At 60.4% G+C, this 26,451-nt stretch carries 25 protein-coding genes and 1 riboswitch; of the genes, 19 read left to right on the top strand and 6 right to left on the bottom strand.

Annotation, left to right across the window (positions count from 1 at the left end; genetic code table 11):
• Positions 1-17: 17 nt before the first annotated feature.
• The 3 genes from AC13QY_RS04525 to AC13QY_RS04515 all read right to left on the bottom strand — a co-directional run bounded on the left by AC13QY_RS04525 (position 18) and on the right by AC13QY_RS04515 (position 3,427).
• Entirely contained in the window at positions 18-1,628 is a 1,611-nt protein-coding gene (locus AC13QY_RS04525; protein WP_113395039.1) for a hypothetical protein, read from the bottom strand.
• Between the two features lie 213 nt (positions 1,629-1,841).
• Positions 1,842-2,717, bottom strand: a complete 876-nt coding sequence (gene yghU, locus AC13QY_RS04520; protein WP_113351133.1) for a glutathione-dependent disulfide-bond oxidoreductase — start codon at positions 2,715-2,717, stop codon at positions 1,842-1,844.
• 563 nt (positions 2,718-3,280) lie between these two features.
• Positions 3,281-3,427, bottom strand: a complete 147-nt coding sequence (locus tag AC13QY_RS04515; RefSeq protein ID WP_015342994.1) for a DUF1127 domain-containing protein — start codon at positions 3,425-3,427, stop codon at positions 3,281-3,283.
• A 228-nt stretch (positions 3,428-3,655) separates the two neighbouring features.
• Positions 3,656-3,752: riboswitch (TPP riboswitch) on the top strand.
• Between the two features lie 51 nt (positions 3,753-3,803).
• On the opposite strand from AC13QY_RS04515, the gene thiM reads away from it, so the two are divergent.
• The 4 genes from thiM to AC13QY_RS04495 are packed head-to-tail and all read left to right on the top strand — an operon-like array spanning position 3,804 to position 6,818.
• Positions 3,804-4,607, top strand: a complete 804-nt coding sequence (gene thiM / locus AC13QY_RS04510) for a hydroxyethylthiazole kinase (protein ID WP_113351132.1) — start codon at positions 3,804-3,806, stop codon at positions 4,605-4,607.
• Entirely contained in the window at positions 4,604-5,239 is a 636-nt protein-coding gene (gene thiE, locus AC13QY_RS04505) for a thiamine phosphate synthase (RefSeq protein WP_113351131.1), read from the top strand. Before thiM ends, thiE begins: the two co-directional genes overlap by 4 nt.
• Positions 5,236-6,057, top strand: coding sequence for a bifunctional hydroxymethylpyrimidine kinase/phosphomethylpyrimidine kinase (gene thiD, locus AC13QY_RS04500; RefSeq protein ID WP_113351130.1), 822 nt, complete (start codon positions 5,236-5,238; stop codon positions 6,055-6,057). Before thiE ends, thiD begins: the two co-directional genes overlap by 4 nt.
• Positions 6,054-6,818: a 3-oxoacyl-ACP reductase gene (locus AC13QY_RS04495; RefSeq protein WP_113351129.1), complete on the top strand. Its 765-nt coding sequence runs from the start codon at positions 6,054-6,056 to the stop codon at positions 6,816-6,818. The genes thiD and AC13QY_RS04495 overlap by 4 nt, the downstream gene beginning before the upstream one ends.
• A 78-nt stretch (positions 6,819-6,896) precedes the next feature.
• On the opposite strand, the gene AC13QY_RS04490 is transcribed toward AC13QY_RS04495, so the two are convergent.
• The 3 genes from AC13QY_RS04490 to AC13QY_RS04480 all read right to left on the bottom strand — a co-directional run bounded on the left by AC13QY_RS04490 (position 6,897) and on the right by AC13QY_RS04480 (position 8,990).
• Entirely contained in the window at positions 6,897-7,769 is an 873-nt protein-coding gene (locus AC13QY_RS04490; protein ID WP_113351128.1) for an undecaprenyl-diphosphate phosphatase, read from the bottom strand.
• Between the two features lie 200 nt (positions 7,770-7,969).
• Positions 7,970-8,182 carry a hypothetical protein gene (locus AC13QY_RS04485; RefSeq protein ID WP_113332702.1) on the bottom strand — a complete coding sequence of 71 codons (213 nt, stop codon included), beginning with the start codon at positions 8,180-8,182 and terminating at the stop codon, positions 7,970-7,972.
• 103 nt (positions 8,183-8,285) lie between these two features.
• Positions 8,286-8,990: a transcriptional regulator NanR gene (locus tag AC13QY_RS04480; RefSeq protein WP_069615499.1), complete on the bottom strand. Its 705-nt coding sequence runs from the start codon at positions 8,988-8,990 to the stop codon at positions 8,286-8,288.
• Positions 8,991-9,176: 186 nt separating this feature from the next.
• Between AC13QY_RS04480 and oiaX the strand changes: the two genes are divergently transcribed.
• The 15 genes from oiaX (at position 9,177) to AC13QY_RS04405 (ending at position 26,439) form a co-directional block, all read left to right on the top strand.
• Positions 9,177-10,436: a 3-oxo-isoapionate-4-phosphate decarboxylase OiaX gene (gene oiaX / locus AC13QY_RS04475; RefSeq protein WP_113390155.1), complete on the top strand. Its 1,260-nt coding sequence runs from the start codon at positions 9,177-9,179 to the stop codon at positions 10,434-10,436.
• A 5-nt stretch (positions 10,437-10,441) separates the two neighbouring features.
• A complete protein-coding gene (locus AC13QY_RS04470; RefSeq protein WP_113351126.1) occupies positions 10,442-11,776 on the top strand; it encodes a four-carbon acid sugar kinase family protein in 1,335 nt (444 codons plus the stop codon).
• A gap of 90 nt (positions 11,777-11,866) precedes the next feature.
• Entirely contained in the window at positions 11,867-12,694 is an 828-nt protein-coding gene (locus AC13QY_RS04465) for a phosphogluconate dehydrogenase C-terminal domain-containing protein (RefSeq protein WP_113351125.1), read from the top strand.
• 80 nt (positions 12,695-12,774) lie between these two features.
• Entirely contained in the window at positions 12,775-13,716 is a 942-nt protein-coding gene (locus AC13QY_RS04460; protein WP_113351124.1) for a D-ribose ABC transporter substrate-binding protein, read from the top strand.
• Positions 13,717-13,790: 74 nt separating this feature from the next.
• Entirely contained in the window at positions 13,791-14,435 is a 645-nt protein-coding gene (locus AC13QY_RS04455) for a DUF2291 family protein (protein ID WP_113351123.1), read from the top strand.
• On the top strand, positions 14,432-15,985 hold the full coding sequence (locus tag AC13QY_RS04450) for a sugar ABC transporter ATP-binding protein (RefSeq protein WP_113351122.1): 1,554 nt from the start codon (positions 14,432-14,434) through the stop codon (positions 15,983-15,985). Before AC13QY_RS04455 ends, AC13QY_RS04450 begins: the two co-directional genes overlap by 4 nt.
• The gene (locus tag AC13QY_RS04445) at positions 15,982-17,046 is read left to right on the top strand and encodes an ABC transporter permease (RefSeq protein ID WP_113351121.1); all 1,065 of its coding nucleotides are present in this window, start codon (positions 15,982-15,984) and stop codon (positions 17,044-17,046) included. Before AC13QY_RS04450 ends, AC13QY_RS04445 begins: the two co-directional genes overlap by 4 nt.
• Before the next feature lies 1 nt (position 17,047).
• Positions 17,048-18,082 carry a Gfo/Idh/MocA family protein gene (locus AC13QY_RS04440; RefSeq protein WP_113351120.1) on the top strand — a complete coding sequence of 345 codons (1,035 nt, stop codon included), beginning with the start codon at positions 17,048-17,050 and terminating at the stop codon, positions 18,080-18,082.
• Entirely contained in the window at positions 18,079-19,959 is a 1,881-nt protein-coding gene (gene apnL, locus AC13QY_RS04435) for a D-apionate lactonase (RefSeq protein ID WP_113351119.1), read from the top strand. Before AC13QY_RS04440 ends, apnL begins: the two co-directional genes overlap by 4 nt.
• Before the next feature lie 59 nt (positions 19,960-20,018).
• Positions 20,019-21,038: a dihydroxyacetone kinase subunit DhaK gene (locus tag AC13QY_RS04430; protein WP_113351118.1), complete on the top strand. Its 1,020-nt coding sequence runs from the start codon at positions 20,019-20,021 to the stop codon at positions 21,036-21,038.
• Complete coding sequence (gene dhaL, locus AC13QY_RS04425) at positions 21,035-21,682, top strand: dihydroxyacetone kinase subunit DhaL (RefSeq protein WP_113351117.1); 648 nt, start codon at positions 21,035-21,037, stop codon at positions 21,680-21,682. The genes AC13QY_RS04430 and dhaL overlap by 4 nt, the downstream gene beginning before the upstream one ends.
• A gap of 78 nt (positions 21,683-21,760) precedes the next feature.
• On the top strand, positions 21,761-23,014 hold the full coding sequence (locus AC13QY_RS04420) for an ABC transporter substrate-binding protein (protein ID WP_113351116.1): 1,254 nt from the start codon (positions 21,761-21,763) through the stop codon (positions 23,012-23,014).
• Between the two features lie 88 nt (positions 23,015-23,102).
• Positions 23,103-24,002 (top strand): carbohydrate ABC transporter permease, encoded by a 900-nt coding sequence (locus AC13QY_RS04415; RefSeq protein WP_113351115.1) that lies wholly within the window; start codon positions 23,103-23,105, stop codon positions 24,000-24,002.
• Complete coding sequence (locus AC13QY_RS04410) at positions 23,999-24,886, top strand: carbohydrate ABC transporter permease (RefSeq protein ID WP_488492741.1); 888 nt, start codon at positions 23,999-24,001, stop codon at positions 24,884-24,886. The genes AC13QY_RS04415 and AC13QY_RS04410 overlap by 4 nt, the downstream gene beginning before the upstream one ends.
• Positions 24,887-24,924: 38 nt before the next feature.
• Positions 24,925-26,439, top strand: coding sequence for a DUF5060 domain-containing protein (locus AC13QY_RS04405; protein WP_113351113.1), 1,515 nt, complete (start codon positions 24,925-24,927; stop codon positions 26,437-26,439).
• The last annotated feature ends 12 nt before the right edge of the window (positions 26,440-26,451 follow it).

Below are 26,451 nucleotides of genomic sequence, written 5' to 3'. Positions count from 1 at the left end.
GGTTTCCACCACGCGCTTCAGGCACTGCGGCGCATCTCCTTGATGTTGGAACCGGCGCTTAGTCGAGCCGCTGCCTCGGCGGTGCGATCCAGAACCAGCATCGCTTGCGCGATCACCGTCGCAAGCGCTTCATCGCTCTTGGAAGCAGCCACGACCAGCGGCGCGCTCAAACAAATTCTAAGGGCACTTGCCGGTACATCGCCAAAATCGGCGCAGCGAACGGGCTGCCCGAGACGCACGGATGCAACCCCGTCACCGTCGATGGCCAGCGCCTTGTAAACCGCCGCCATTTCCGTCGCAGTCAGCATCGCGCCATCCGTGCAATTGCGCAGGTAGAACGAGAAAATGGAGGGAATCTCGTCCCAGCGAAGAGCCGATGATGCGCCCCACAGTTCACGCCTGTCCAATGGCCGGCTCTGCAAAGGCTCAAAAGCCGGATCGTTCGCAAGACGATCAGAGACTGCCGCGGCAAAAGCGGACAAGACCGCGACCACACGATCTTCAGCTATACCGACGAGGCGTTCGAGCTCGAACAGCGCGGCTTTCCAGCGCAGCAGCAGGCCGAGATTGGCACGCTCCGGCAATATATCGCGGGCGGCCCAGCCCTCTGGCCACTCTGCCTTTCCGCAATAATCCGCCAAGGCCGCCGGCAGTGCGCACGATTTGAAGCGTTCCGACATTTGTGGCGGGCAGAGAAGCGCCCCGCTGAAAATCGGTCCGGCAAGGAATTTCGAACCCGTGAGCGCAACCATGAAGCCATGGGCGAGATAGGCGTGGATCGTCGCCGCCGACAGGCGAAACTGGCAGGCGTCGATCATGATATCCAGCAACGTACCGAAGCGCTGCTTCAGACGCAGAACGGTCCCGAGGCCCGGGGCCAGCAGGCTGGTTTTCGAAACGTCCGTGACCACAAGCAGGCATCTGAGGCCGGCTGCGCGGGCAAGTTCGATGAGGCCGCGCAACTCCTCCTCCACCTCGCTCTCGGCGCGGAGGGAACCATCCTTGTTGCGCACAGCAATGGTGGCGTTGCGCGTTGCGTTGCCCGCCCGCAATTCCTCACCCTTGACGACAGCTCGCTCGCTGCTGACGCGGCTCATGAAATGCCGCCCGGCCGACGCCGTCATGACGCCGCTGCCTGTCTCGTTCCCCATCAGCGTGATGGTCATCAGGGCACGTTCGTCCTCGCCTGCCAACAGCGAGGCCGAAAAAAGATGGATGTCCGTGCCCGATGTGGCCAGGATGGCATCGATCCGCGGCTGCGACGATTGGCTGAGGCCAAGCAAGCGCAGCAGATCGTCACGCACGCGCCCGATTTCGCGGTCGTAGATAGCCTTCGGCGAGCTTGTTTCCATCTCCTGCGTCAAATCCGCGTAATAGGATTCGACCGCGACAAAGGCGGCGGCGGAGATGGTCGATGCCGTCGACGAACCGAAAGCGAGATCTTCGGGTCGGGGCGAGGGGCCATAGCCATACATGTTGAGCCCGCTGACCGGATCGCAATCCAGCCGTTCGTCGCCGCCCGACACCAGATGTTTCAGAAGCGCACCCCTCGCCTCGCCTCGCTGCTGCGACGACGCACCCGCGGTCACGTTCTCATCCAGGGTACAGTCGTCAGCAATTTGCTGCATGGAGAAGCATTCCTCTTTCGCCGAACTCGAAAACGCTTCGCAGGATCGCGCCGCGCTCTATGCCGAGCGGCGGACCCTCGGCAGCCGAACTTTATGCTTCGCAAGGTGGAGCGAGGCTGACTTGTCGAGACCGGCAACGCCGGTGGCAAGAGCAATAAAAAGCTCGCGATCCGGAGGAACGCGAGCTCATTTCAGCAAAAGGGAATTGTCGTATCAGCCAGCGGCTTCCAGCTTATCCTGCGTCTTCGTCTCGAAGTCGCTGGCATCGTGGCGCTCACGCAGCTGCTCGGATGGATCGCCCGACATGCGGTTCACCATGCGGCCGCGCTTGACGGTAGGACGCGCGTAGATTTGCTCTGCCCAGCGCTGAACATTCTTGTAATCCTGCACCTGCAGGAACTCGGCCGCGCCATATTGCCAGCCTTTGACCAAGCCGCCGTACCACGGCCAGATGGCAATATCGGCGATCGTATAGTCGCTGCCGGCGATATATTCGCTTTCGGCCAGCCGACGGTCGAGCACGTCGAGCTGACGCTTCACTTCCATGGCGAAGCGATCGATCGCATATTCGATCTTTGTCGGAGCATAGGCGTAGAAATGACCGAAGCCGCCGCCGAGATAGGGCGCGCTGCCCATCTGCCAGAACAGCCAGGAGATGCATTCGGCCCGAGCCGGCTGCTCGGTAGGCAGGAAGGCGCCGAATTTCTCGGCGAGATACATCAAAATCGAGGCCGATTCGAAAACGCGGACCGGCTTCGGACCGCTGCGGTCGAGCAAAGCCGGGATTTTCGAGTTCGGATTGACATCGACGAAACCGCTGCCGAACTGATCGCCCTCGCCGATCTTGATCAGCCAGGCATCATATTCCGCGCCGCTGTGACCAAGTGCCAGCAGCTCTTCGAGCATAATGGTGACCTTCACGCCATTCGGCGTTCCAAGCGAATAGAGCTGAAGGGGATGACGTCCCACCGGCAGTTCTTTCTCGTGAGTCGGGCCGGCAATCGGGCGATTGATATTGGCGAACTGGCCGCCATTGGCCTTGTTCCAGGTCCAGATTTTCGGCGGCGTATATTCGGCAGAACCGGTCATGGGCATCCTCCTGTTTCGGGGAATCACGTTGGGGTTGGTCTTCGATGTAGCGCGCTACATAGGTCGCACATAGGGGCGACTCTTCATTTTTGCGAGAGGAGAATGCGCACACTTTAATGCGGAAGCGCTCTTGCCGCTTGGGTTGGAGCGCCAGCTTCTCGACCGAGTTAGGTCATTGCCAATCTTCTGGAGGTCCATGAAACGAAAAAGCCTGCCGCGGGAGGAGGAGCGGCAGGCTTTTTACAAGAACCGAACAGCGGATGGGAGGAGGAGTTCCGCTATTCCTGCAGCCGTCCCTGGGAGGAGGATAAGGACGTCTGCGAAGCGAAGGGATGCGGGAGGAGATGCATCCCTTCGATAAGAGGAACATACCAGTCTTTTGCTCAGTTCATAGGCATTTCTTTGCAAGGCAGTTATGCGCCATGCGAAAAGCAGAGAGCTAAATTGATGCAATCTTCAGCAAGCGCGGCGAAAAGGAACGGTGATATTCATAAAGCAAAAGCGCCTGCTCAAGGGGAACAGGCGCTGACATAATTCAGCTTTATTAGGAGCCGGTGCGGCCGTTAGCGAGCGATCGCTGCGCGGGCAACGTTGCGGATTTCGCCGCGATCGATACCCAGATCATGCAGTTCGCGCGTGGACATACGGCCCAGTTCGGCGACCGTCTGACGATACTTGCGCCAGTTATTGAAAGAGCGTGCTACGTTCATGATGATCCCCTTTCCTTGGGCTTTCGAAGCTGAGCGGCCGTGCTTGGCGCTCCCGTCGCTTCGATGAGAAACATATAGTCGAAGCCCACAGGTTTTTGCAGAGCTAAGGGATCACTCCACCTATGCATCCATTGCATGGGTCGCCGAGAAAGCAGGCAATCTCACTCGCCAGCATGGCTTTTGTGATTTGCTGGTGACAGCGCCGTCTTTGTCTGCGAAAAGAAGAGAGATGAGAGACAGGGGCGTCCGCCATCCGGCGGGCTGAGAAGCACCCTTCGAACCTGAACCAGATCATGCTGGCGGAGGGAGTCGCTCGGGACCTCGTAAAGCACCAGCACGTCGTCCCTGTGCGTCTCGCCCGCCTGAAAGGGGCGATATGCAAGACCAGACAACTGCAGGCAATTTGCTTCGCACCATGCGGGCTAACCCTCCGCTGGTGCAATGCATCACCAATTTCGTCGCCATGAATATCGCGGCCAATGTGATGCTTGCCGCCGGGGCATCGCCGGCAATGGTACATGCCGAAGAGGAGGCCGGCGAGTTTGCCGCTATCTCCGGCGCGCTGACGATCAATATCGGCACGCTCTCGTCCGGCTGGCTTGCGGGCATGCTGAAGGCTGCCCGGTCGGCAAACGAGGCGGGCAAGCCCTGGGTCCTCGATCCTGTCGCCCATTATGCGACCACGTTCCGCCGCAAGGCGGTCGCGCAATTGATCGAGCTAAAGCCGGCGATCATTCGCGGCAACGCGTCCGAGATCATCGCGCTTGCCGGCGGCACGAGCCGCGGCCAGGGCGTCGATAGCCGCGACGCCGTCGAACACGCGGAAGATTCCGCCCGGCAATTGGCGGGAAAGCATGGCTGCGTCGTTGCAGTTACCGGCGTTACGGATTTCGTGACCGACGGGCGGAGGGCAAAGCGCATCGCCGGCGGTTCGTCATTCATGCCGCAGGTGACGGCCCTCGGCTGCTCGCTGACCTGCCTCGTCGGTGCCTTTGCTGCGGCAATGCCGGATGATCCATTCGATGCAACCGTTGCGGCGCTCGCGGTCTTTGCCGTCGCCGGCGAACAGGCCGGAGCGGCTGCAGACGGGCCGGGCTCCTTTTCCTGGCGCTTCCTCGACGCCCTCGCCGGCCTTAGCCCGGAAGTGCTGGATCGCAATGCAAGGATATCGGCGGCATGAAAGACTTCGATCTCTCGCTCTATCTCGTCCTCGATCCGGTGCTATGTGCCAACCTCGGCATGATTGAAACCACCCGTGCAGCCATTGCCGGCGGCGCAACCATCGTACAGCTGCGCGACAAGCATGCACCGACAGCCACCATGATCGAGACGGGCCGCGCCCTCAAGCAAATCCTGCAGGGAACAAATGTCCGGCTGATCGTCAACGACAATGTCGAGGCTGCCATCGCCATTGGCGCCGATGGCCTCCACATCGGACAGGAGGATATGAATGCCGCCGAAGCACGCCGCCTGATCGGGCCGGACATGATCCTCGGCCTCTCGGTGGAAACGGAAGCTCTCGCTTCCTCCATAGATCCCGGCATCGTCGACTATGCCGGGATCGGCCCGGTCTTTGCCACGCCCACCAAGCCCGATCACAAGCAGCCGATCGGCTTCGACGGGCTTGCCCGCATCGTCAGGCTATGCCCCGTTCCATCAGTCGCGATCGGCGGCCTCAAGGCAGAGCATGCCGCAAGCGTTTACTCGGCCGGAGCCGATGGTCTCGCGGTCGTCTCGGCCATATGCGACCAACCGGACCCGCAAGCCGCGACAACTGTCATCGCGAACGCCATCAAGGAGGCTCGCCAATGATCCGCAATGTCTTATCCATCGCTGGCTCCGATCCCTCCGGCGGCGCTGGCATTCAAGCCGACCTGAAGGCTTTCTCCGCCCGCGGCGTTTATGGAATGGCAGCGCTGACTGCCTTGACCGCGCAAAACACGCAAGGCGTCACCGGCGTCCATCCGGTGCCTCCACATTTCGTGGCAGACCAGATCAATGCGATCTTTGCCGACGTCCATGTGGATGCCGTCAAGATCGGCATGATCGCTAATGCCGCCATCGCCAGTGCCGTCGCGGACATTCTGGCGCGACATCGCGATGTACCCGTCGTCCTCGACCCGGTCATGATCGCCAAGGGTGGCGCCGCCCTACTGGCTGCCGATGCCGTTGACGTGCTGACCACGCGGCTGCTGCCGCTGGCTACCGTCGTTACACCGAACCTGCCCGAAGCTGCTGCGCTGTTGCATGACGTGGAGGCGAAAAGCCGCGAAGACATGGCGCGTCAGGCGCTTGCTTTGGCCATGCTCGGGCCTTCGGCAGTCCTCGTCAAGGGTGGTCATCTCGAAGGGGATGAAAGCCCGGATGTGCTCGCAAGCGGTGATCATGTGACTTGGTTCGAGGCGGAGCGGCTGCCGACCAAGAATACGCATGGAACAGGCTGCACGCTCTCCAGCGCTATCGCGGCAGAGATCGCCAAGGGCCTGTCGCTTCCCGAAGCTGTCGCTGTTGGCAAGACTTATCTCGCCGCCGCGGTTGCTGCCGCAGACCAGCTTTCCGTCGGAAGTGGCCACGGGCCTGTGCAGCATTTCCATGCGCTCTGGCCAAACAGACAAGGAGCAGAGAAATGAGCCTCTCACTCAAAGATCAGATTGTCATCGTTTCCGGTGCGGGACGCGGCCTTGGTGCTGCCATAGCGACGGCCTTCGCCCGGGAAGGTGCGAAAGTGGCGGTCAACTATCGCGCCAGCCGCGAGAGCGCGGAGGCGCTCGCAGCAAAGCTCGGCGATCATGCCAAGGCCTTTCAAGCCGATATCCGCGACCTCGACGACACCAAGCGGCTCGTCTTCGAGGTGACCGGGCATTTCGGCGTACCGACGACCATCGTCCACAATGCATTGGCTGATTTCAGCTTCAACGGTGACGCACGTTCGAAGCTGGATGCCTTGAGCTGGGCCGAGATGACCAGGCAGCTGGAAACCGCGCTGGAGGGCGCCTTGAACCTCATACAAGCGGCGCGGCCGGCGATGGCGCAGGCAGGCTTTGGACGGATTGTTACGATCGGTACCAATCTCTTCCAAAACCCCGTCGTGCCCTATCACGATTATACAGCCGCCAAGGCGGCATTGCTGTCGCTCACCCGCACGGCTGCCGCCGAACTCGGGCCACTGGGAATCACCGTCAACATGGTCTCCGGCGGCCTTCTGCGCACGACGGATGCAAGTGGCGCTACTCCGGAAGCTGTATTCGACATCATAGCCGCGAATACGCCGCTGCGACGCGTCACCACGCCCCACGAGGTTGCCGATGCGGTTCTTTTCTTTGCAAGCCCCTGGGCACGGGCCGTTACCGGACAGAACCTGATCGTCGATGGCGGCCTGGTCTTCGGATAGTCGCTCCGCAACGAAAAGGCGCTGCTCTCCAGAGCAGCGCCACCTTTTAAGTCCGCAGCACGCTAAAAATCAGTTTGCTCAGGCCCAGCCCATGGTCAGCACGCCAAAAAGAATGACGGCGCCGAGCACGATTCGGTAGATGACGAAAGGCCAGGTCGAAAAGCGCTCCAGGAAGCGCATCAGCCCCCAGATGGTGATGAACGACGATATGCTGCCGACGATCAGGCCGACGAGCAGAACCGACCAGGCTTCCATCGGAATATGCGCCTTATGGAGCTCATACAGTTCCTTCAAGCCGGCGAGCGCAATGGCAGGCAAGCCGAGCAGGAAGGAGAATCGGGCGGCTTCCTCACGCTTCAATCCGAGGAAGAGCGCGCCGGTCAGCGTCGAACCAGAGCGAGAAACGCCGGGGACAAGCGCACCGACCTGCGTGATGCCGACGAACAGAGCATCGATCAGCGTCATCTGCTCAATGTCTTTCCGATGGCGGCTGTAGAGTTCGGCGATCGCCAGCAACAAGCCCATGACCAGGCAGGCGATACCGATCACCCAAAGGCTGCGGAGCGAGGTGCCACAGGCATTCAGGGAGGATGACAGCAGCAGACCGGCGATCACGATCGGTACGGTCGCGATCACGATGGCGATCGCAAGCCGTATGGAAGGAGAGCTCCAGTCCCTTTGCCTGATGGCATCGAGCGACCCAAATGTGACGTAACGAACGTCGCTCCAGAAATAGGAGACGATCGCGGCGAGTGCTGCTAGCTGCATCGTAGCCGAGAAGGCAGAACCGGGGTCCTGCCAGCCAAGCAGGGCCGGCACCAGGCGCATATGGGCAGTGGACGAAACCGGCAGCAGCTCGGTCAATCCCTGCACGATGCCCAGAATTGCAATCTTGGCATAGCCCAAGGCAACAAAGCCCGTATCCACGCCTTGCGTACAAACATCAGCCACGTTTTGATATCCTCAGTTGTTCATGGGGCTTTGCACCGGAGTGGTGCGACGAACTAGCTGTGAAACTGGTTCCCGGTTTGAAATTGGCAACACCTGGTTAGGGCGTCGCCGATTTCGCATCGGGACAGGGCGAGGATATAGCCGCGCAGGCTGAACTCTATCTGAAATTGCCGGCTCGAATTTCGGAGTTTGGCGTATTTCTAGCCTTCATCATCCGGCAGCGCCTGCATGTAGCGGATCATGGTGTAGAAGCCTGCAAGGAGGACTAGGGCGCCTGCCGCATGATGCAGATTGTGCAGCAGCGCATGATGATGCCTGAGCAGAAGGCAGCTCAGATTGTAAAGTGTTACGGCCACTGCTGTCATCAGGGCGGCCAGGAAAAGCGCCATGTTTCGCTGAAAGAAATCAATCATCACGCACACCTCATTTGAGTACCAATAGATTCCATTGGGATTTGGGAGGAATTACGACAGGGGCATCCAGGCGCCGTGCCGGCGCGGGGGCGAGAACGGATGTTCATTTTGTGTAGAGCGCGCGCGATCTTTCCAAATGCTTGAGCATTGCCTGCTCGGCGCCATCTGCATCGTTTTCAGCCAGGCGCGCAAGGATTTCCTCATGTTCGACTAGGGTGAACTTTTCCTTGCCGGTCCAGATCAGCATGTCGGTGTGATAGGCTTTCAGCCATGCGAGCATCGCTTCGCTGACAGCCGCGAAGATCGGATTGCCGGAAATCTGAGCGATGCGCGTGTGGAACTGCATATCGGCAGAAATGAAGTCCTCGGCGTGTCCGAGGGACGCGCGCTGCCGCTCGATGATCTCATTGAGATCGGCGACATCTTTCTTGCTCGCGCGCTGGGCCGCCTCGCGGGCCATGCCGCGCTCGAAGAAGATGCGGGCGCTTTTCAGCTGTTCGAGCGAATCGGACGATTGCGACAACATGATCTTTGCGGTGAGATCGACCTGCCGGAAGATCGACTTCGCCGTCAACTGAAGCACCTTGGCACGCTCACCATGGGAAATGTTGACCAGCCCCATATTGGCAAGCGCCTGCATGGCTTCGCGGATCGCCGGACGCCCGACACCGAAGCGCTCCATAAGAACACGCTCGGACGGCATCTCATCGCCAGGCTTGAGCTCTCCCGACGTGATCAACCGCTCCAATCGGTCGAATACTTCATCGGATAGCTTTCGACGTACAATTTGTTCGACTGGCTGGCTCATGGAATCCCGCTTTCCCAAAGCTTTTCCTCCCTTATGCATTTTTGGCCGCCATGGCGGAAGCCCATACGAGTCGCCTTATCTGCAACCGGACAAAAAAATCGTTGCAGAAGTTGGAATACTCATTATACCAGATCACCAGTTTGCGCCACGCGAAAAATCGTCGGCGAGAGGAGCATTCATCCACTCATGATCATCACCATCACCTACCGTATCGAAACGCCCGGCAGCATCGAGGCGATGGCTCGTAAGATCGCCAGCGATCAATCGACCGGCACCTTCGTCGCCGTGCCGGGCGAGACGGAAGAGCTCAAGGCGCGTGTGGCCGCGCGTGTCCTCGCGATCCGCCCCCTTGCCGACGCCGAGCGTCCAACCTGGCCGGAGGTGGCCGAGGGCCATGGCCCGATCCATCGCGCCGATGTCGACATCGCCTTCCCGCTGGATGCCATCGGCACCGATCTTGCGGCGTTGATGACGATCGCGATCGGTGGCGTCTTCTCGATCAAGGGCATGACCGGCATCCGCATCGTCGATATGAAGCTGCCGGAGGCCTTCCGTGATGCGCATCCCGGCCCGCAATTCGGGGTTGCCGGCAGCTTGCGTCTGACCGGAGTCAGCGGTCGCCCGATCATCGGCACGATCGTCAAGCCTGCGCTCGGTCTTCGGCCAGAGGAAACGGCCGCGCTTGTCGGCGAGCTGATCGGCTCGGGCGTCGATTTCATCAAGGATGACGAGAAGCTGATGAGCCCGGCCTATTCGCCGCTGAAAGAGCGCGTCGAAGCCATCATGCCGTTGATCCTCGATCACGAGCAGAAGACGGGCAAGAAGGTCATGTATGCCTTCGGCATTTCGCATGCCGATCCCGACGAGATGATGCGCAACCACGATCTCGTGCTGAAGGCCGGCGGCAATTGCGCTGTTGTCAACATAAACTCTATCGGGTTCGGCGGCATGAGCTTCCTGCGCAAGCGCTCCAGCCTCGTCCTGCATGCGCATCGCAATGGTTGGGATGTGCTGACGCGCCATCCCGGCGCCGGCATGGATTTCAAGGTGTACCAGCAGTTCTGGCGCCTGCTCGGTGTCGACCAGTTCCAAATCAACGGCATCAGGGTCAAATATTGGGAACCGGACGATAGCTTCGTCGAATCCTTCAAGGCCATCAGTACGCCGCTCTTCGATCCCACAGACTGTCCGCTTCCTGTCGCCGGCTCCGGTCAATGGGGCGGCCAGGCGCCGGAAACCTACCAGCGCACCGGCCGGACAACGAACCTTCTCTATCTCTGCGGCGGCGGCATCGTCAGCCATCCCTTCGGACCGGCGGCCGGCGTTCGCGCCATCCAGCAGGCCTGGCAGGCAGCGGTTTCGGACATACCGCTTGCCGACTATGCGAGGGATCATCCGGAGCTTGCCGCCTCGATCGCAAAATTCAGTGATGGCAAGGACGCCTAGCAGCAATGTCCAACCTTCTTCTCAGCTATTACGGCGACGATTTCACCGGCTCCACCGACGTCATGGAGGCGCTTGCCTCAAATGGCGTGCCGACGGCTCTCTTCCTCGGCATTCCAGGTGAAGCCATGCTGGAGCGGTTCAAGGATTGCCGCGCCATCGGCATTGCCGGCACCAGCCGCAGCGAAACGCCGCAATGGATGGATGAGCATCTGACGCCTGCAATCGAATGGCTAAAGAGCCTCAATGCCGCGATATGCCATTACAAGGTCTGCTCGACCTTCGATTCCAGTCCCGTCATCGGCAACATCGGCAAGGCGATCGAGATCGGCAAAGCGCTCTTTGCACAACCCGTCGTGCCCGTTGTGGTCGGAGCGCCGCAGCTGAAACGCTACACCGCTTTCGGCCACCTTTTCGCGGCCTACCAAGGCGAAGTCTTTCGCATCGACCGGCATCCAGTCATGAGCCGGCATCCCGTTACGCCAATGGATGAGGCCGATCTCACCTTGCATCTGAGCAGGCAGACGTCCCTCCCCGTCAGCCTCGCCGATCTCATCACGATCCAGGCAGCCGATGCCGATGCGCGGCTCGATGCTCTGGCGAGAGGCAAGGAGGGTGTCCTGCTGCTTGATGTCGACAGCCCGGAAACCCAGGCTGCCGCAGGACATCAGCTGTGGCGCCTTGCAGGCAAAGGCAATGCTTTTGTCGCAGGCTCATCCGGTGTCGAATATGCCCTTCTCGATGCTTGGCGCAACGAAGGTTTGATCGGAGAAAAGCCGGAGTTCGCCCGCCCCGGCAAGGTCGACCGCCTTGCGGTCGTCTCCGGCAGCGTATCGCCGACGACCGAACGGCAAATCCGGCGTGCCACAGCCGACGGTTTTGACGGCATCGATCTCGATCCCATAGAGCTTGTCGGCGAGAGCGTCGAGCGTGCTCTGGACGCAGCCGTCGCCGCGGGCGTGGCCAGCCTCAAGGCCGGCCGCAGCGTCATTCTTCATACGGCACTCGGCCCATCCGCCGACCGCGGCGGCGATATCGACCGCATTCCCGGCGCCCGCCATCGCCTGGGGCAGGCTCTCGGCACGATCCTGCGGCAGTTAATCGAGCAGGAAAACCTCGGTCGCGTCGTCATTGCCGGCGGCGACACGTCGAGCCACGCGCTCAAGGAAGTGCGCGTCGAGGCCCTGACGACGCTTCTTCCATTGCCGCAAACCCCCGGCTCGCCGCTTTGCACCGCCCATGGCAGCTACGCGCCCACCAATGGCCTGCAGATCGCGCTGAAAGGCGGGCAGGTCGGCACCGACGATTACTTCGCGCAGATCCGCGACGGGAGGGGATCATAGCTGCGGCATTCTTCGGTATGATATTGGCATACTCATTGACTCATCATACCACTTGCGATACCACACATTGAAAGTGAACGAGGTACTAAGATGACTGCAATTGCTCTTTTCGGCGCCGGCGGCAAAATGGGCTACCGGCTCGCCAAGAACCTGAAAGGCTCGCGCTTCGATGTGCGCCATGTCGAGGTCAGCGATGCCGGCAAGGCCCGCCTGAAGAATGACCTTTCTATTGATTGCGTCCCCGTCGATGCCGCGCTGGACGGCGCAGAGGTCGTGATCCTTGCAGTACCGGATACCGCGATCGGCAAGGTTGCCACCGGCATCGTCGATAAGCTGAAGCCCGGCACGATGGTTGTCGCGCTCGACGCCGCCGCCCCCTTTGCAGGCCATCTGCCGCAGCGCGAGGACCTCACCTATTTCGTCACCCATCCCTGCCATCCGCCGATCTTCAACGACGAGACTGAGATGCAGGCCAAGAAGGACCATTTCGGCGGCCTCTTTGCCAAGCAGCATATCGTTTCGGCACTGATGCAAGGTCCGGAAAGCGCCTATGCGCTCGGCGAGGAAATCGCCAAGGTCATCTGGGCGCCGGTCATGCGTTCGCACCGGGTCACCGTCGAGCAGATGGCGATGCTGGAGCCGGGCCTTTCAGAAACGGTCTGCGCCTCGCTGCTCGTCGTCATGCGTCAGGCTATGGATGAGTGCGTCGCCCGCGGCGTTCCGGCGGAAGCCGCCCGCGACTTCCTGCTCGGCCACATGAACGTGCTCGGCGCGGTCATCTTCAAGGAAGTCGACGGCGTGTTCTCCGACGCCTGCAACAAGGCGATCGAATTCGGCATTCCTGCCCTCATGCGCGACGACTGGAAGAAGGTTTTCGAGCCGCAGGAGATCGCAGAAAGCATCCGTCGCATCACCTGATCGACGTCCCCCGGGAGGGCAATGCCCTCCCCTTGCTGCCCTGCCGGGAACAGGGCCTGTTTCATAACTGGGAGGAGACCATGAAACTGACACGCAGACTGACACTTGCAGCCTTTACCGCCGCACTGGCGCTGGGCACGGCGATGCCGGCCTTCGCCGCCGACCTAATCGCCATCATCACGCCGGCCTTCGACAATCCATTCTTCAAGGCAGAGGCCGTCGGCGCCGAAGCCAAGGCGAAGGAGCTGGGCTACGACACGCTCGTCATGACGCATGACGACGATGCCAATAAGCAATCGGAAGTCATCGACACAGCGATCGGGCGTGGCGCCAAGGCCATCATCCTCGACAATGCTGGTGCGGATGCGACGGTCGCCGCCTTGAAGAAGGCCAAGGATGCGGGCATCCCCTCCTTCCTCATCGATCGCGAAATCAACGTCACCGGCATCGCCGTCGCCCAGATCGTTTCCAACAACTATCAGGGCGCACAGCTCGGCGCGCAGGAGTTCGTCAAGCTGATGGGCGAGAAGGGCAATTATGCCGAGCTCGTCGGCCGCGAAGCCGATACCAATGCCGGTATCCGCTCTCAGGGTTATCACGACGTCATCGACGACTATCCCGACCTGAAGCTGGTCGCCAAGCAGTCGGCGAACTGGAGCCAGACCGAGGCCTATGCCAAGATGGAAACCATCCTGCAGGCAAATCCCGATATCAAGGGCGTGATCTCGGGCAACGACACTATGGCGATGGGCGCGATTGCCGCTCTGCAGGCCGCCGGCCGCAAGGACGTGATCGTCGTTGGTTTCGACGGGTCGAACGATGTGCGCGACTCCATCAAGGCGGGCGGCATCAAGGCGACGGTCATGCAGCCGGCTTACGCCCAGGCCCAGAAGGCGGTCGAACAGGCCGACGCCTATATCAAGAACAAGACGGCGCCGAAGGATGAGAAGCAATTGATGGATTGCGTCCTCATCAATGCCGACAACGCCGACAAGCTCGAAACCTTCGCACTGAAGAACTGATGGCGGACCACTAAGTGGGAGGGCGCGGAACCGCGCTCTCCCGATGTCTTTCCTGCAAGATCGAGGTGCATTGCATGTTGAGGACCAGAGGCGCGCTCGTGGCCCTTATTTTGGCGGCGGCATTGCCCGGCTGCAAGATTATCAAAACGCCGACGCCCGAGGAGAAGGCGGCAGCGGCGGCAAAGAGTGCCTTCGACCCCGCAGCCAAGGCGGAGGCGATCTGGCAACCCCAGGCACTGCCCGCTATTGAGAAGCGCGCGGGTGACATTAAGACGGTGCTGCAAGCCATAGCCGCCAATCCGGACGATGCCGGCGCAAAATACGGAAACCCGCGAAAACAGGCTTCATCGCCGTGGACTTATGCCGTCAAACTGAGCGGCAAGATCGTGGCTGCCGACACAGCCTCTCGCGCCGGAACCCTCGACGTCGATGTGGATGGCGATGGCAAGCCGGACGCGAAGGTGCAGATCGGCCCTGCGATCCGAGGCACGGCGCTACGCGACGCGCTTGATTTTCTGGACTTCAACGAATTCAGAAACCAGATCGAGTGGGCTCAATTCGGCAAAGCCTTCAATGAGAAGGCAAACTCGTCCTTTCTGGCAGCTCTGCCTCGCAACCAGCTGATCGGAAAGACGATCACCGTAACGGGCGCGTTTCCGCTGCCCCTATCCGGCCAGCTTCCCCTGATCACGCCTTCAGCCTTGACATTGGGGCAATGACCATGAGCGGAACCCCAAGCAACGACATCATCCTGCGCCTGGAGGACGTTTCCAAGGTCTATTCCGGCATCGTCGCCGTCAGGCACGCCAACCTCGAGCTGCACCGCGGCGCGGTCAACGTGCTCGTCGGCGAAAACGGTGCCGGCAAGTCTACCTTGATGAAAATCATCGCCGGCGTCGAACGGCCGACTTCGGGCCGCATCCTGCTCGCGGGCGAGGAAGTCTCCTTCAGCAGCCCGGCCGACGCACAGGCCCGCGGAATCGGCATGATCTTCCAGGAGCTCAATCTCTTTGCCAACATGACGGTGGCCGAGAACATCTTTGCCACGCGCGAAATCACCGGCGGCATTTTCGGTATCGATCACAAGGCGCAGATCGCAAGGGCCAACGCGTTTCTGGATCGGCTCGATGCCGGCATAGGCGCCGAAACCATGGTGGAGGATCTACCGATCGGGCAGCAGCAGCTCGTCGAGATCGCCAAGGCCATATCGCTTGACGCCCGTATCCTCATCATGGACGAGCCGACATCGGCGCTATCAGCGGCAGAAGTCGACATTCTGTTCAAGGTCATTGCGGAACTGAAAGCTCAAGGAGTTGCGATCGTCTATATCTCGCACCGGCTGGAAGAGCTGATGCGCATCGGCGACTACATCACCGTGCTGCGCGACGGGCAGATTACCGGCCAGGCCATGGTTCGCGATATCGATACGAAATGGATCGTCCGCTCGATGATAGGATCGGATGCCAAGGACTTCGCCAGAGACGGCGGCCATGCGATCGGCAAAGAAGCCTTCCGTGCCGAGGAGATCAGCCTGCCGCGGCGTACGGGCGGCCTTGCCGTCGATCATGTCTCGTTGTCGGTGCGCGCCGGCGAAATCCTCGGCATCTACGGCCTGATGGGTGCCGGACGCAGCGAATTCTTCGAATGCGTGATGGGCCGGCATATGCATTCGACCGGGCGGATCTACATCGATGGGGTCGAGGTTCGCGCACGCGACACCACTAGGCGCATCCGGCAAGGCCTGGCGTTGATCCCCGAGGACCGTCAGCGCGAGGGACTGGTGCAGGTCCTGTCTATCGCCAGCAATTTGACGCTTGCGAGCCTCGGCCGCTTCGCCCGGCTGTTTTTCCATATCGATCCGGGTGCCGAAAAGAACGCCATTCGCGACATGATCCGCGATCTCTCGATCAAGGCGCCCAATCCAGATTTCGAGGTCACCTCCATGTCCGGCGGCAACCAGCAGAAGGTCGTCATCGGCAAGGCGCTCATGACCGACCCGAAGGTGCTTTTGATGGATGAGCCGAGCCGCGGCATCGATGTCGGCGCCAAGGCCGACGTCTTCCGCACCATGCGCAGGCTCGCCGGCAAGGGTCTGGCAATCTTGTTTTCAACATCGGACCTTGAAGAGGTCATGGCACTTTCGGACCGCATCGCAGTGCTCAGCAACGGCAAGCTCGTGACCGTTCTCGACCGAAGCGAAGCGACGGAAGAGGCCATCATCGCGGCATCCGCCAAGGGACACGGACATACAGGGAAACTCGCGTCATGACCGCAGACACGTCCTCCGCCTTTGCGACCAATCGCTCGAACGGCTCCGTTCTCTTGACGCTGATGAAGCTCAGGACCTTCATCGCGCTGTTTGCCGTCGTCATCTTCTTTGCGATCTTTGCACCGAACTTCACCTCGACCGCCAACATCATCCTGATGTCGAAGCATGTCGCGCTCAACGCCTTTCTCGCCATGGGCATGACCTTCGTGATCGTCACCGGCGGGATCGATCTATCGGTAGGCTCAATTGTCGGCCTCTGCGGCATGGTGGCAGGCGCCCTTATCCTCAACGGCGTCGAACTGCCGATCGGCTATACCGTTTACTTCAACATCTACGAGATCATTCTCATCACGCTGGCCGTCGGGCTGCTGATCGGGCTCATCAACGGCCTGCTCATCACCAAGCTCAACGTCGCACCCTTCATCGCCACGCTCGGAACGCTCTATATCGCCCGCGGCCTCGCGCTCTTGTCGTCCGACGGTCAGACCTTTCCGAACCTGGTGGGCCGACCGGAATACGATACGACAGGCTTCGATGTCTTCGGCGCCGGCCGCATGCTTGGTCTGCCCGTTTCCATCTGGATCCTGATCATACTGGCGCTACTCGCCGCCTATGTCGCCCGCTCGACGCCGATCGGCCGGCACATCTTTGCCGTCGGAGGAAACGAGCGCGCTGCGCGCATGTCCGGCATCCGCGTCGATGTAGTCAAGATTTTCGTCTACATGTTTTCGGGGCTCTGCGCTGCCATCGTCGGCATTGTCATATCGTCGGAGCTGATGGCGGCGCATCCGGCAACCGGCGAAAGCTTCGAGCTGAACGCGATCGCGGCAGCGGTGCTCGGCGGCACCTCTATGTCAGGCGGCCGCGGCACCATAGGCGGCACGATCATCGGCGCCTTCGTCATCGGCATCCTTTCGGATGGTCTCGTGATGATGGGCGTCTCATCCTTCTGGCAGATGGTCATCAAAGGATTGGTCATCATCATCGCTGTTGTCGTGGATCAGGCGCAACGGCGCCTCCAGCAGCGCGTAACTCTCATGCAAATGGCAAAGGCAGGCTGAAATGGCAGAACTCAAGGGCGCATTGATCGGTTGCGGCTTCTTCGCGATCAATCAGATGCATGCGTGGCAAGACGTCGAAGGCGCCAGCATCGTCGCGATCTGCGACCGCGATCCGGAGCGGCTGAAACTCGTCGGCGACCAGTTCGGTATCGAACGCCGCTACACGGACGCAGCCACCCTGTTCGCCGATGGCGGCTTTGATTTCGTCGATATAGCAACGACGGTGCAAAGCCATCGCGCCCTGGTGGAGATGGCTGCCTCGCATAAGATCCCGGCGATCTGCCAGAAGCCTTTCGCAAAGACGTTGAGTGACGCCAAGGCAATGGTCGAGGCCTGTGCGCGAGCCGGCGTGCCGCTGATGGTGCATGAGAACTTCCGCTGGCAAACGCCCATTCAGGCGGTCAAGCGTGCCCTCCAGTCCGGCGCGATCGGCGAGCCCTTCTGGGGGCGCTTCTCCTTCCGCTCCGGCTATGATGTGTTTTCGGGGCAGCCCTATTTGGCCGAAGGCGAACGGTTCATCATCGAGGATCTCGGCATTCATACGCTCGACATCGCCCGCTTCATCCTCGGCGACGTTTCTTCACTGACGGCCCGCACCAAACGGGTCAATCCGAAGATCAAGGGCGAGGATGTCGCCACCATCCTACTTGATCATGAAAACGGCGCGACGTCGATCGTCGATGTCAGCTATGCCTCCAAGCTTGCGACCGAGCCATTCCCTGAAACGCTGATCGAGCTCGACGGCACGAAGGGTAGCATTCGCCTCTCGCAGGGATATCGGCTTGAGGTCAGCGGTGCCGATGGCGTGACCCTATCGGATGCATCACCCCAGCTTCTGTCCTGGGCCTCGCGTCCCTGGCACAATATTCAGGAGAGCGTCCTGGCGATCCAGCAGCATTGGACGGACCGCCTTGCCAGTGGTGGCGAAACCTCCACGTCAGGCGCTGACAATCTCAAGACCCTGGCGCTTGTCGAAGCCGCCTATGAGAGTGCCGCCAACGGGAAATCCGTCGATATCGGAGCGATGCTGCAATGAAGAGCGAGATCGATCCGTTCCAGCTTTACGGCACGCGCGAGCTCGAAACGCCGCCGGTGCGACTGACAGCGGGCAGGCTTGAGGTCGATTTTAAGGACGGCAATCTCCGAGCCATTCGTTACGACGGCATCGAAGTCTTGCGAGCCGTTTCCTATCTGGTTCGCGATCGTGATTGGGGCACCTATGCGCCCGATATCGACGATCTGCGGATTAATCAGCAGCAGGATGGCTTTTTGGTCAGCTATGTTGCGCGTTGCAGAGGCCCTGAGAATACCGAACTTGCGATTGACGTGCGGATAACAGCTGAGGCCGATGAAGCCCTGACCTTCGAGGCAATAGCGCTCTCGACGACCGGCTTCGAAACCAACCGCTGCGGCTTCTGTATCCTGCACCCGATCGTGGGTGTTGCCGGTACACCGGTATCGGTCGAGCATGTCGATGGCAGCCGCGAGAGCACGCATTTCCCCGATCTTATCGAACCCTGGCAGCCCTTCAAGGATATGCGGGCGATTACGCATGGCGTGATGGCGAACGTAACCGCTGAGTGCCGGGTGGAAGGCGACACCTTCGAGATGGAAGATCAGCGCAACTGGTCCGATGCTTCCTATAAGACCTACGTTCGCCCGCTTGCCCTGCCTTGGCCCTATCGCATTCCGGCCAGCGAGCCGATGCGGCAGCGTATCGTTCTGACCATCGGGGATAAGCGGCGTGCGACCGCCGCACCGGCAATGATCGCCGATCGGCGCCCGATCGAGTTGAGCCTGGGAGAAACATCCGGCATCATGCCTGCGATAGGGCTCGTCATCACGCCCGAAGAAGCCGAAGCAACGCTCGCTGCTCGTGGTCGGCTTGCCGAAATCGCGCCGCAGGAATTGCTCTTCCACTTCGACCCCGACGCCGACCATGGCATTGATGCTCTCAAATCCTTTACGGGCATCGCAGCGCTTCACGCCGGGCGATCGACTCTCGAAATCGCGTTGCCCTGCCGGAAGGCTCCGCTTGCCGAAGCACAGCAGATCGCGACCTTGATGCACGACGCCGGTTTCAAACCCGATGCTATCGTCGTGTCGCCTTCGGTCGATCGACAATCGACGCCGCCGGGCAGCAAATGGCCCGAATGCCCGCCTCTCGAAGAGGTCTATGCCGCAGCTCACGCCGCCTTCCCCAACATCCGTCTTGGCGGCGGCATGCTGAGCTATTTCACGGAACTCAATCGCAAACGGGTGCCCGCCGATACGCTCGGCTTCATCACCCATTGCACCAATCCGATCGTCCATGCGGCTGACGATCTGAGCGTCATGCAGACGCTGGAATCATTGCCCTTCATCACGCGTTCCGTACGCGCCATCTACGGCGACAAGCCTTACCGTATCGGACCATCGACCATACCGATGCGGCAGAACCCCTATGGCAGCCGGACGATAGAGAATCCCCGCGGCGGCCGCATCGCCATGGCCAACACCGATCCACGGCACAATGCCCGCTTCGGCAAGGCCTTTGCACTCGGCTATGCCGTCCGCGTCCTCGATGCCGGATTGGAATGCCTGACGCTTTCGGCGCTGACCGGGCCTTTTGGCCTGATCGCCGGAGAAAAAGAGCCGTCGGCGCGGGGAACCACACGACCGCTTTTTAACGTCGTCTCCACCTTGTCTCGCCTCGCAGGCAGCCAGTGGCAGGAGTGCCTGTCGTCCGATCAGACCTCCGTGCTCGCCTTCATCACGGCGCAGCCTGGAGCGGCTCGACAACTCCATTTGGTCAACATCACACCCGCCTCGCAACAGATTCAGCTGGGAAGGTTCCGGCTGCTGGAGCAGCCCGGAAATACGAGGCTTACGCTTGATGCCTATAGCACCGCTTCCACGACTTTGATGGATTGACCTTCATTCGCAGACGCGCAAGTTAGTCCCAACAATCACAATGATTTGGGAGTCTCGGCGTGAAGACGAAGAAATTGATCAACGAGGGTGCCGCCGCCGTCGATGAGATGCTGGCCGGCATCTTGGCGGCTCATCCACGCCATCTGCGCGCTGTCGAGGGATCGCCGCGCTCGATCGTGGCAAAGCATGGCCCACGGGCCGGCAAGGTCGGCCTGGTCATCGGCGGCGGATCCGGGCACGAGCCGACGTTTCTCGGCTTCGTCGGCAAAGGGCTGGCCGATGCCGCCGCTATCGGGAATGTCTTTGCCTCGCCGCCGCCCGATCCGATCATCGAATGTGCCAAGGCCGTCGACGGCGGCGCCGGCGTGCTGTTCATGTATGGTAATTATGCCGGCGATGTCATGAATTTCGACATGGCGGCGGAAATGCTTGCCATGGACGATATCGAGGTGCGTACAGTCCTGACGACGGACGACATCGCTTCTGCGCCGGTCGATCAGAAGGAGCGCCGTCGCGGGGTTGCCGGCAATGTCTTCATCTTCAAGGCCGCGGGTGCAGCCTGCGACCTGATGTACGGTTTCGACGACGTGGAACGGGTGGCGCGGTGGGCTAACGAACGCACCTATACGATGGGGGTGGCGCTCTCGCCCTGCTCTCTGCCACAAACCCGCAAGCCGAATTTCGAGATCGGCGCCGACGAAATGGAAATCGGCATGGGCATCCATGGCGAGCCCGGCGTCGCCCGCGGGCCGATGCGATCGGCGGACGAGGTGACGAGCGAACTCGTCGGCAAAATTCTCGATGAGATGAAGCCGGCGCGCGGCGACCGGGTCGCCGTGCTCGTCAATTCGCTAGGCTCGACGCCGCTGATGGAGCTCTACATCATGATGCGCAAGGTCAAGGCCATGCTCGACGATGCCGGCGTCGTCATTCACCTGTCGCTGGTCGGCAATTACTGCACGTCGCTCGAAATGACCGGCGCCTCGATCACCCTCATGCATCTCGATGACGAATTGCAGCGGCTCATCGATCACCCCTGCGATTGCGCCATGTTCCGCTCCGGCGAGGCGCTGTCATGACCATAATCGGAACAGAAGAGCTGAAATCGCTTTTCGTGCGGATCGCCGAAGCAATGGCCCGCGAGAAGGACCGTCTCTGCGAACTCGACGGCGTGATCGGCGACGCCGACCACGGCATCGCCATGGAGCTCGGCTTCGCTGCCGCAGCCAAGGCGGTTTCGGAGCTGGAATCATCGACATCCAACCCGACGCTGGTCTTCAACACGGCTGCAAAGTCCTTCCTCAATGCGGTGGGCGCCTCGTCCGGACCGCTCTATGCGACCGCCTTGATGCGCGCAGGCGCGGTCGCCAAGGGAAAGGCGTCATTGAGCGACGACGATATGGTCGAAATATTCGCAGCTTTTGCCAAGGGCATTCAGGATCGGGGCAAGGCGGAGGTCGGCGAAAAGACCATGGTGGATGCTTGGGCACCCGCTGCCGCAGCCTGCCGCGCGGCCATGGATCGAGGGCTTTCACTCGCCGATTGCTTGGCCGCCGCCCTTGAAGCGGGCGAAGCGGGCGCAGAAGCAACCAAGGATATGGTCGCGGCAAAAGGCCGGTCGTCGCGCCTGGGCGATCGAGCCTTGGGACATATGGACCCCGGCGCGGCGTCGGCCGTCGTCGTCATGGTCTGTTTTCACGATCACTTCATGCGATACCGCTGATAAGCTCATCATACCAGTTGACATGTTGACAACGATTTGTCAAAACCGCCCTCAGCTTTGCTCAGAGGAGGACGGGAGATGGCTGGCAACTTCAAATATGCGCGTTGGTTCGGCGCTGCTGCTATGGCAGCGGCGGCCTTTTCGGCAACCAATGTTGCCGCGGAAGACCTGACGCTGTGGACGCTGAACTTCGACAATGGCGCGGCAAACGGCGCGCTGAAGAAGGTGGCGAAGGATTTCGAGGCCGCCAATCCCGGCACCCATGTCGAAATCGTCCAGCGCGGCGTCGATGAACACAAGACCGCCCTTCGCGTGGCCGCAGGCTCCAGCAAAGGCCCGGACATCTATTTCAGCTGGGCCGGCCTTGGCCTCGGCGGCGAATATGTGAAGGCGGGACTCTCGCTGCCGCTCGACAAATACTACACCCAGTACAAATGGAACGACGAACTGCTTCCGTCCGCCGCCGCCTTTGCCGATCTCTATCCGGGCGGCAAGCATGGCGTTCCCTTCACCTTCAAGGGCGAAGCGATCTACTACAACAAGAAGCTCTTCCAGAAGGCTGGTATCACCGGGGAGCCGAAAACCTATGAAGAGCTGCTGGCCGCAGCAGACAAGCTCAAGGCCGCAGGCATTCCGGCCTTCACCTTCGGCGGCTCGGTCAACTGGCACGTCATGCGCCTGATGGACGTGCTGCTCGAAACCAAATGCGGCGCCGATAAGCATGACGCGCTGATGGCCATGAAAGCCGACTGGACCAAGGAGCCCTGCGCAACCGATGCCTTCACCGAATTCGCCAAGTGGACGAAGGATTATACGCTGAAGCCTTTCATGGGCATCAGCAACCAGCAATCCTATACCCTGTTCGTCGCCGGCCGTGCTGCGATGATGCTCGAAGGCGACTGGCTGGTCAGCCAGCTGAGCGGCAGCAAGGTCAATCTCGACGATTACGGCGTCGTGCCGTTCCCGACGAACACCAATCGCCTCTATGGCTTTGCCGAGTACAATTACATCAGCACCAAGAGCAAGAGCCCGGATCTTGCGGCAAAGTTCCTCGACTACTTCCTGTCGACGAAGGTGCAGCAGGATCTCGTCGGCCAGATCAGCTCGATCTCGGTCAACAAGAATGTCCAGTACACTGATCAGAAGCCGCTCGAGGCGAAGTGGCTTGAGATCTTCAAAACCTACAGCAAGGTATACATGAACGGCGACCAGGCCTTCCCGCTCGACGTCACCACCGAATATTTCCGGGTCATCAACGACGTCGCCTCCGGCAACATCCAGCCGGTCGATGCCGCCAAGCAGCTGCAGACCTTCATCGCCGGTCGCACCTGATCAATCGAGGGAGGCCGATCGTCATCGCGGCGAACGGCCTCCCTCACCCTTATGCCCACGCGTCAGCTGCCGCCGGGAGCAATCAGAAATGTCATTCCGCAACCGAACACATGATCCCAGCGTCCAGGCAGCGATCCTGCTTGCGCCGGCCATGCTGATCTACGCGATTTTCGCGCTTTACCCGATGCTGAACGTGGTGGTGCTGAGCTTCCAGAAATGGAACGGCCTCGATCCGCAACGCCCCTTCGTCGGCCTGGCGAACTATCAATATATCTTCACGCAGGACCCCGTCTTCTGGGTTGCCTTCCGCAACACGGTGATCTGGACGATCATGTGCGTGATTTTTCCGCCCATGGTCGGGCTGCTGCTGGCGCTGAGCCTCAACCAGAAGCTCTTTGCCCGCAATACCTTCCGCGCCATCTTCTATCTGCCTGTCATTATCGCGCCGATCGCGGTCGCGACCATGTGGAAATGGATGTACGATCCCTTCTTCGGTCTCTTCACCGAAATCCTGACTTCCATAGGCCTGCAGGACTGGATCCAGGACTGGCTCGGCGACAAGGATATCGCGCTCTATTCCGTCTTCATTGCCTATCTCTGGCAATCCGTCGGCTTTTCCATGGTCCTGTTTCTCGCTGGCCTGCAGAACGTCTCGCAGACGCTGGTCGAAGCCGCCCGCATCGACGGCGCCGGGCGTTGGAACATCTTCCGCTACGTCACCCTGCCTGCATTGCGCACGACGCTGACGATTGTGCTTGTACTCTCGGTCATTTCGTCGCTGAAGGCCTTCGACATCGTCTATGGCCTGACGGGCGGCGGGCCGGCGCAATCGACGCAGATGCTGGCGCTCTGGGCCTTCACACAAGCCATGCAGATCTTCGATTTCGGCCGCGGTGCCGCGATCTCGGTCGTCCTGCTGCTCATCACCATCATCGTCGTCATTCCCTACCTGCGCTGGACGCAAAAGCATGAGGAGGCCGAACAATGACGGCAGCATCGGCCACATCCATGTCGGACGACTTCGAAACGATTGCACCGGCAAAGCGCAAGCGCGATCCCGGTCTGATCGGCCTATGGATAGCATTGCTGGTGGTCGCCGCGATCTGGCTCGCGCCTTTCGTTTTCATCGTCTTCACTTCGCTGAAAACGCAGGCTGATGTGACGTCGACTGGCGCCTTCATGCCGCCGCTCGACCCGGCTTTCGAGAATTATTCGAGCGCCTGGGGCCGCGGCAATTTCGCCAGCGCCTTCCTGAACAGCACCATCATTACCGTCATCAAAGTGCCGCTCGGCCTGGTCCTCTCGGCGATGGCGGCCTATGCGCTTGCCAAGATACGCCTGCGGTTCAGCAAGATCCTGCTGCTCCTTGTCGTCTTCGGCACGATGATCCCGTTTCAGGTCATGCTGGCGCCACTGTTCACGCTGGTCAATTCGCTGGGCTTAATCGATACCTATCCCGGCGTGATCCTGCCCTACATCGCCTTCGGCGTGCCCTATCAGGTCTTCATTCTGCACGGCTTCTTCAAAGGCATTCCAAAGGAATTGTCGGAAGCGGCCCTGATCGACGGTGCAAGCCATTTCACCATCTTTCGCCGGATATTCCTGCCCGTCTGCCTGCCGGTGCTCGCGGCGCTGCTGATCCTGGATTTCGTTTCCACGTGGAATGAGTTCGCCATGGCGCTCGTGCTGCTGCAGGATCAGCATATGTGGACGCTGCCGCTTGGGCTCATGTCCTTCCAGGGTCAGTTTTCCAATGATTACGGGCAGTTGAACGCGGCGATCGTCATGACTGTGCTACCGGCCACCATCGTTTATCTGATCTTCCAGCGCTACTTCGTCTCCGGCCTCACCTCCGGTGCGGTCAAGGGCTGAGCGGTCGGGCCATTCATCCATCTTCCAAGGAGAATATCATGTCCAACGCGTCCGTCGAAAAATGGGGAGTGTTCGAAGCTGCCTTCAACGGCCCTTCGAGCGGTAATCCCTATCGCGATGTGGCATTCGATGCCGTTTTCAGCCAGCACAGCCGCGAGGTCCGCGTACCCGGCTTCTATGACGGCGACGGTGTCTATCGCGTTCGTTTCATGCCCGACAACGAAGGCGATTGGTCGTTCCGCACGCGCTCGAAGACATCGGAACTGGACGGCAAGACTGGCTCTTTCGTTGCCACCAAGCCGTCGGAAGGCAACCACGGCCCCGTGCACGTCCGCAACAAGTTCCATTTCGCCTATGCCGATGGCAAGCCTTTCCTCTCCTTCGGCACGACCTGCTATGCCTGGACGCACCAGCCGCTTGAGATGCAGGCCCAGACGCTCGAAACGCTGAAGAAATCACGCTTCAACAAGATCCGCATGGGTGTCTTCCCCAAGGACTACCCCTACAACGTCAACGAGCCGCTTTATGCCTGCTTTGAAAAGGGCGCGGACGGCAAGGAGGACTTCGATCGGCCGAACCCCGTTCTTTTTCGCCATTTCGAGAGCCAGGTCGCGGCCCTCTGCGATCTCGGCATCGAGGCCGATATCATCATGTTCCACCCCTACGATCGCTGGGGTTATGCCGATATGTCGGCTGAGCAGGATTTCCGCTACGTCGCTTATCTCGCGGCGCGCCTTTCTGCCTATCGCAATGTCTGGTGGGCGCTTGCCAACGAGTACGACTTCCTTCTCGACACCAAGCCGCTGCAGCAGTGGGACCGTTACTTCCACATTCTCGAAGAGAACGATCCCTATGGCCATCTGAAGTCGATCCACAACGGCGAGCCGACAATGAACTTCGATCATCGCAAGCCGTGGGTCACCCATACCTGCATCCAGAACTGGGATGTGAAGCGCACACAGGAATGGCGCGAAGCCTATGGCAAGCCCGTCGTCAACGACGAGCCGGAATATGAAGGCAATATCATTCAGTCCTGGGGCAATCTGACGGCACAGGAGCTGGTGCATCGCTTCTGGATTACGGTGACGCGCGGCGGCTATGCCGGCCATGGTGAAACCTATTCGCATCCGGAGGATCTCATCTGGTGGGCAAAAGGCGGCGAGCTGCGCGGGGAAGCCTGGAAGCGCATCGGCTTCCTGCGCGATCTGCTGGAGCAGGATGTCGTCAACGGCCTTGAGCCCATGTCCTCCTATGGCGAATGGCCGTGGACGCGCGTTTCCGGCGCCAGGGATGGTGATGTCAGCTACATCTATCTCGGCGAACATCAACCGGTTATCTGGTCCACCGGTCTGCCGAAGGACGGAACCGACTATGACGTCGATATCATCGACACATGGGAAATGACGGTCACGCCGGCAAAAAAGGTGGAAGCGCCGATCCCGCATCCGACGCGCCACGGCGCGATCGTGCGCGGCGGCAAGGCGGACGCCGCCTTCGGCGTGGAACTGCCGGGCAAGCCATACCAGGCGCTCCGCATCCGCAAGAAGCATTGATCCAAGGAAAAA

The organism is Martinezella sp. CNPSo 3795 (genome assembly GCF_057784475.1).
The sequence above is the reverse complement of the archived record's forward strand: the minus strand, read 5'-3'. Positions and strand labels throughout refer to the sequence as shown.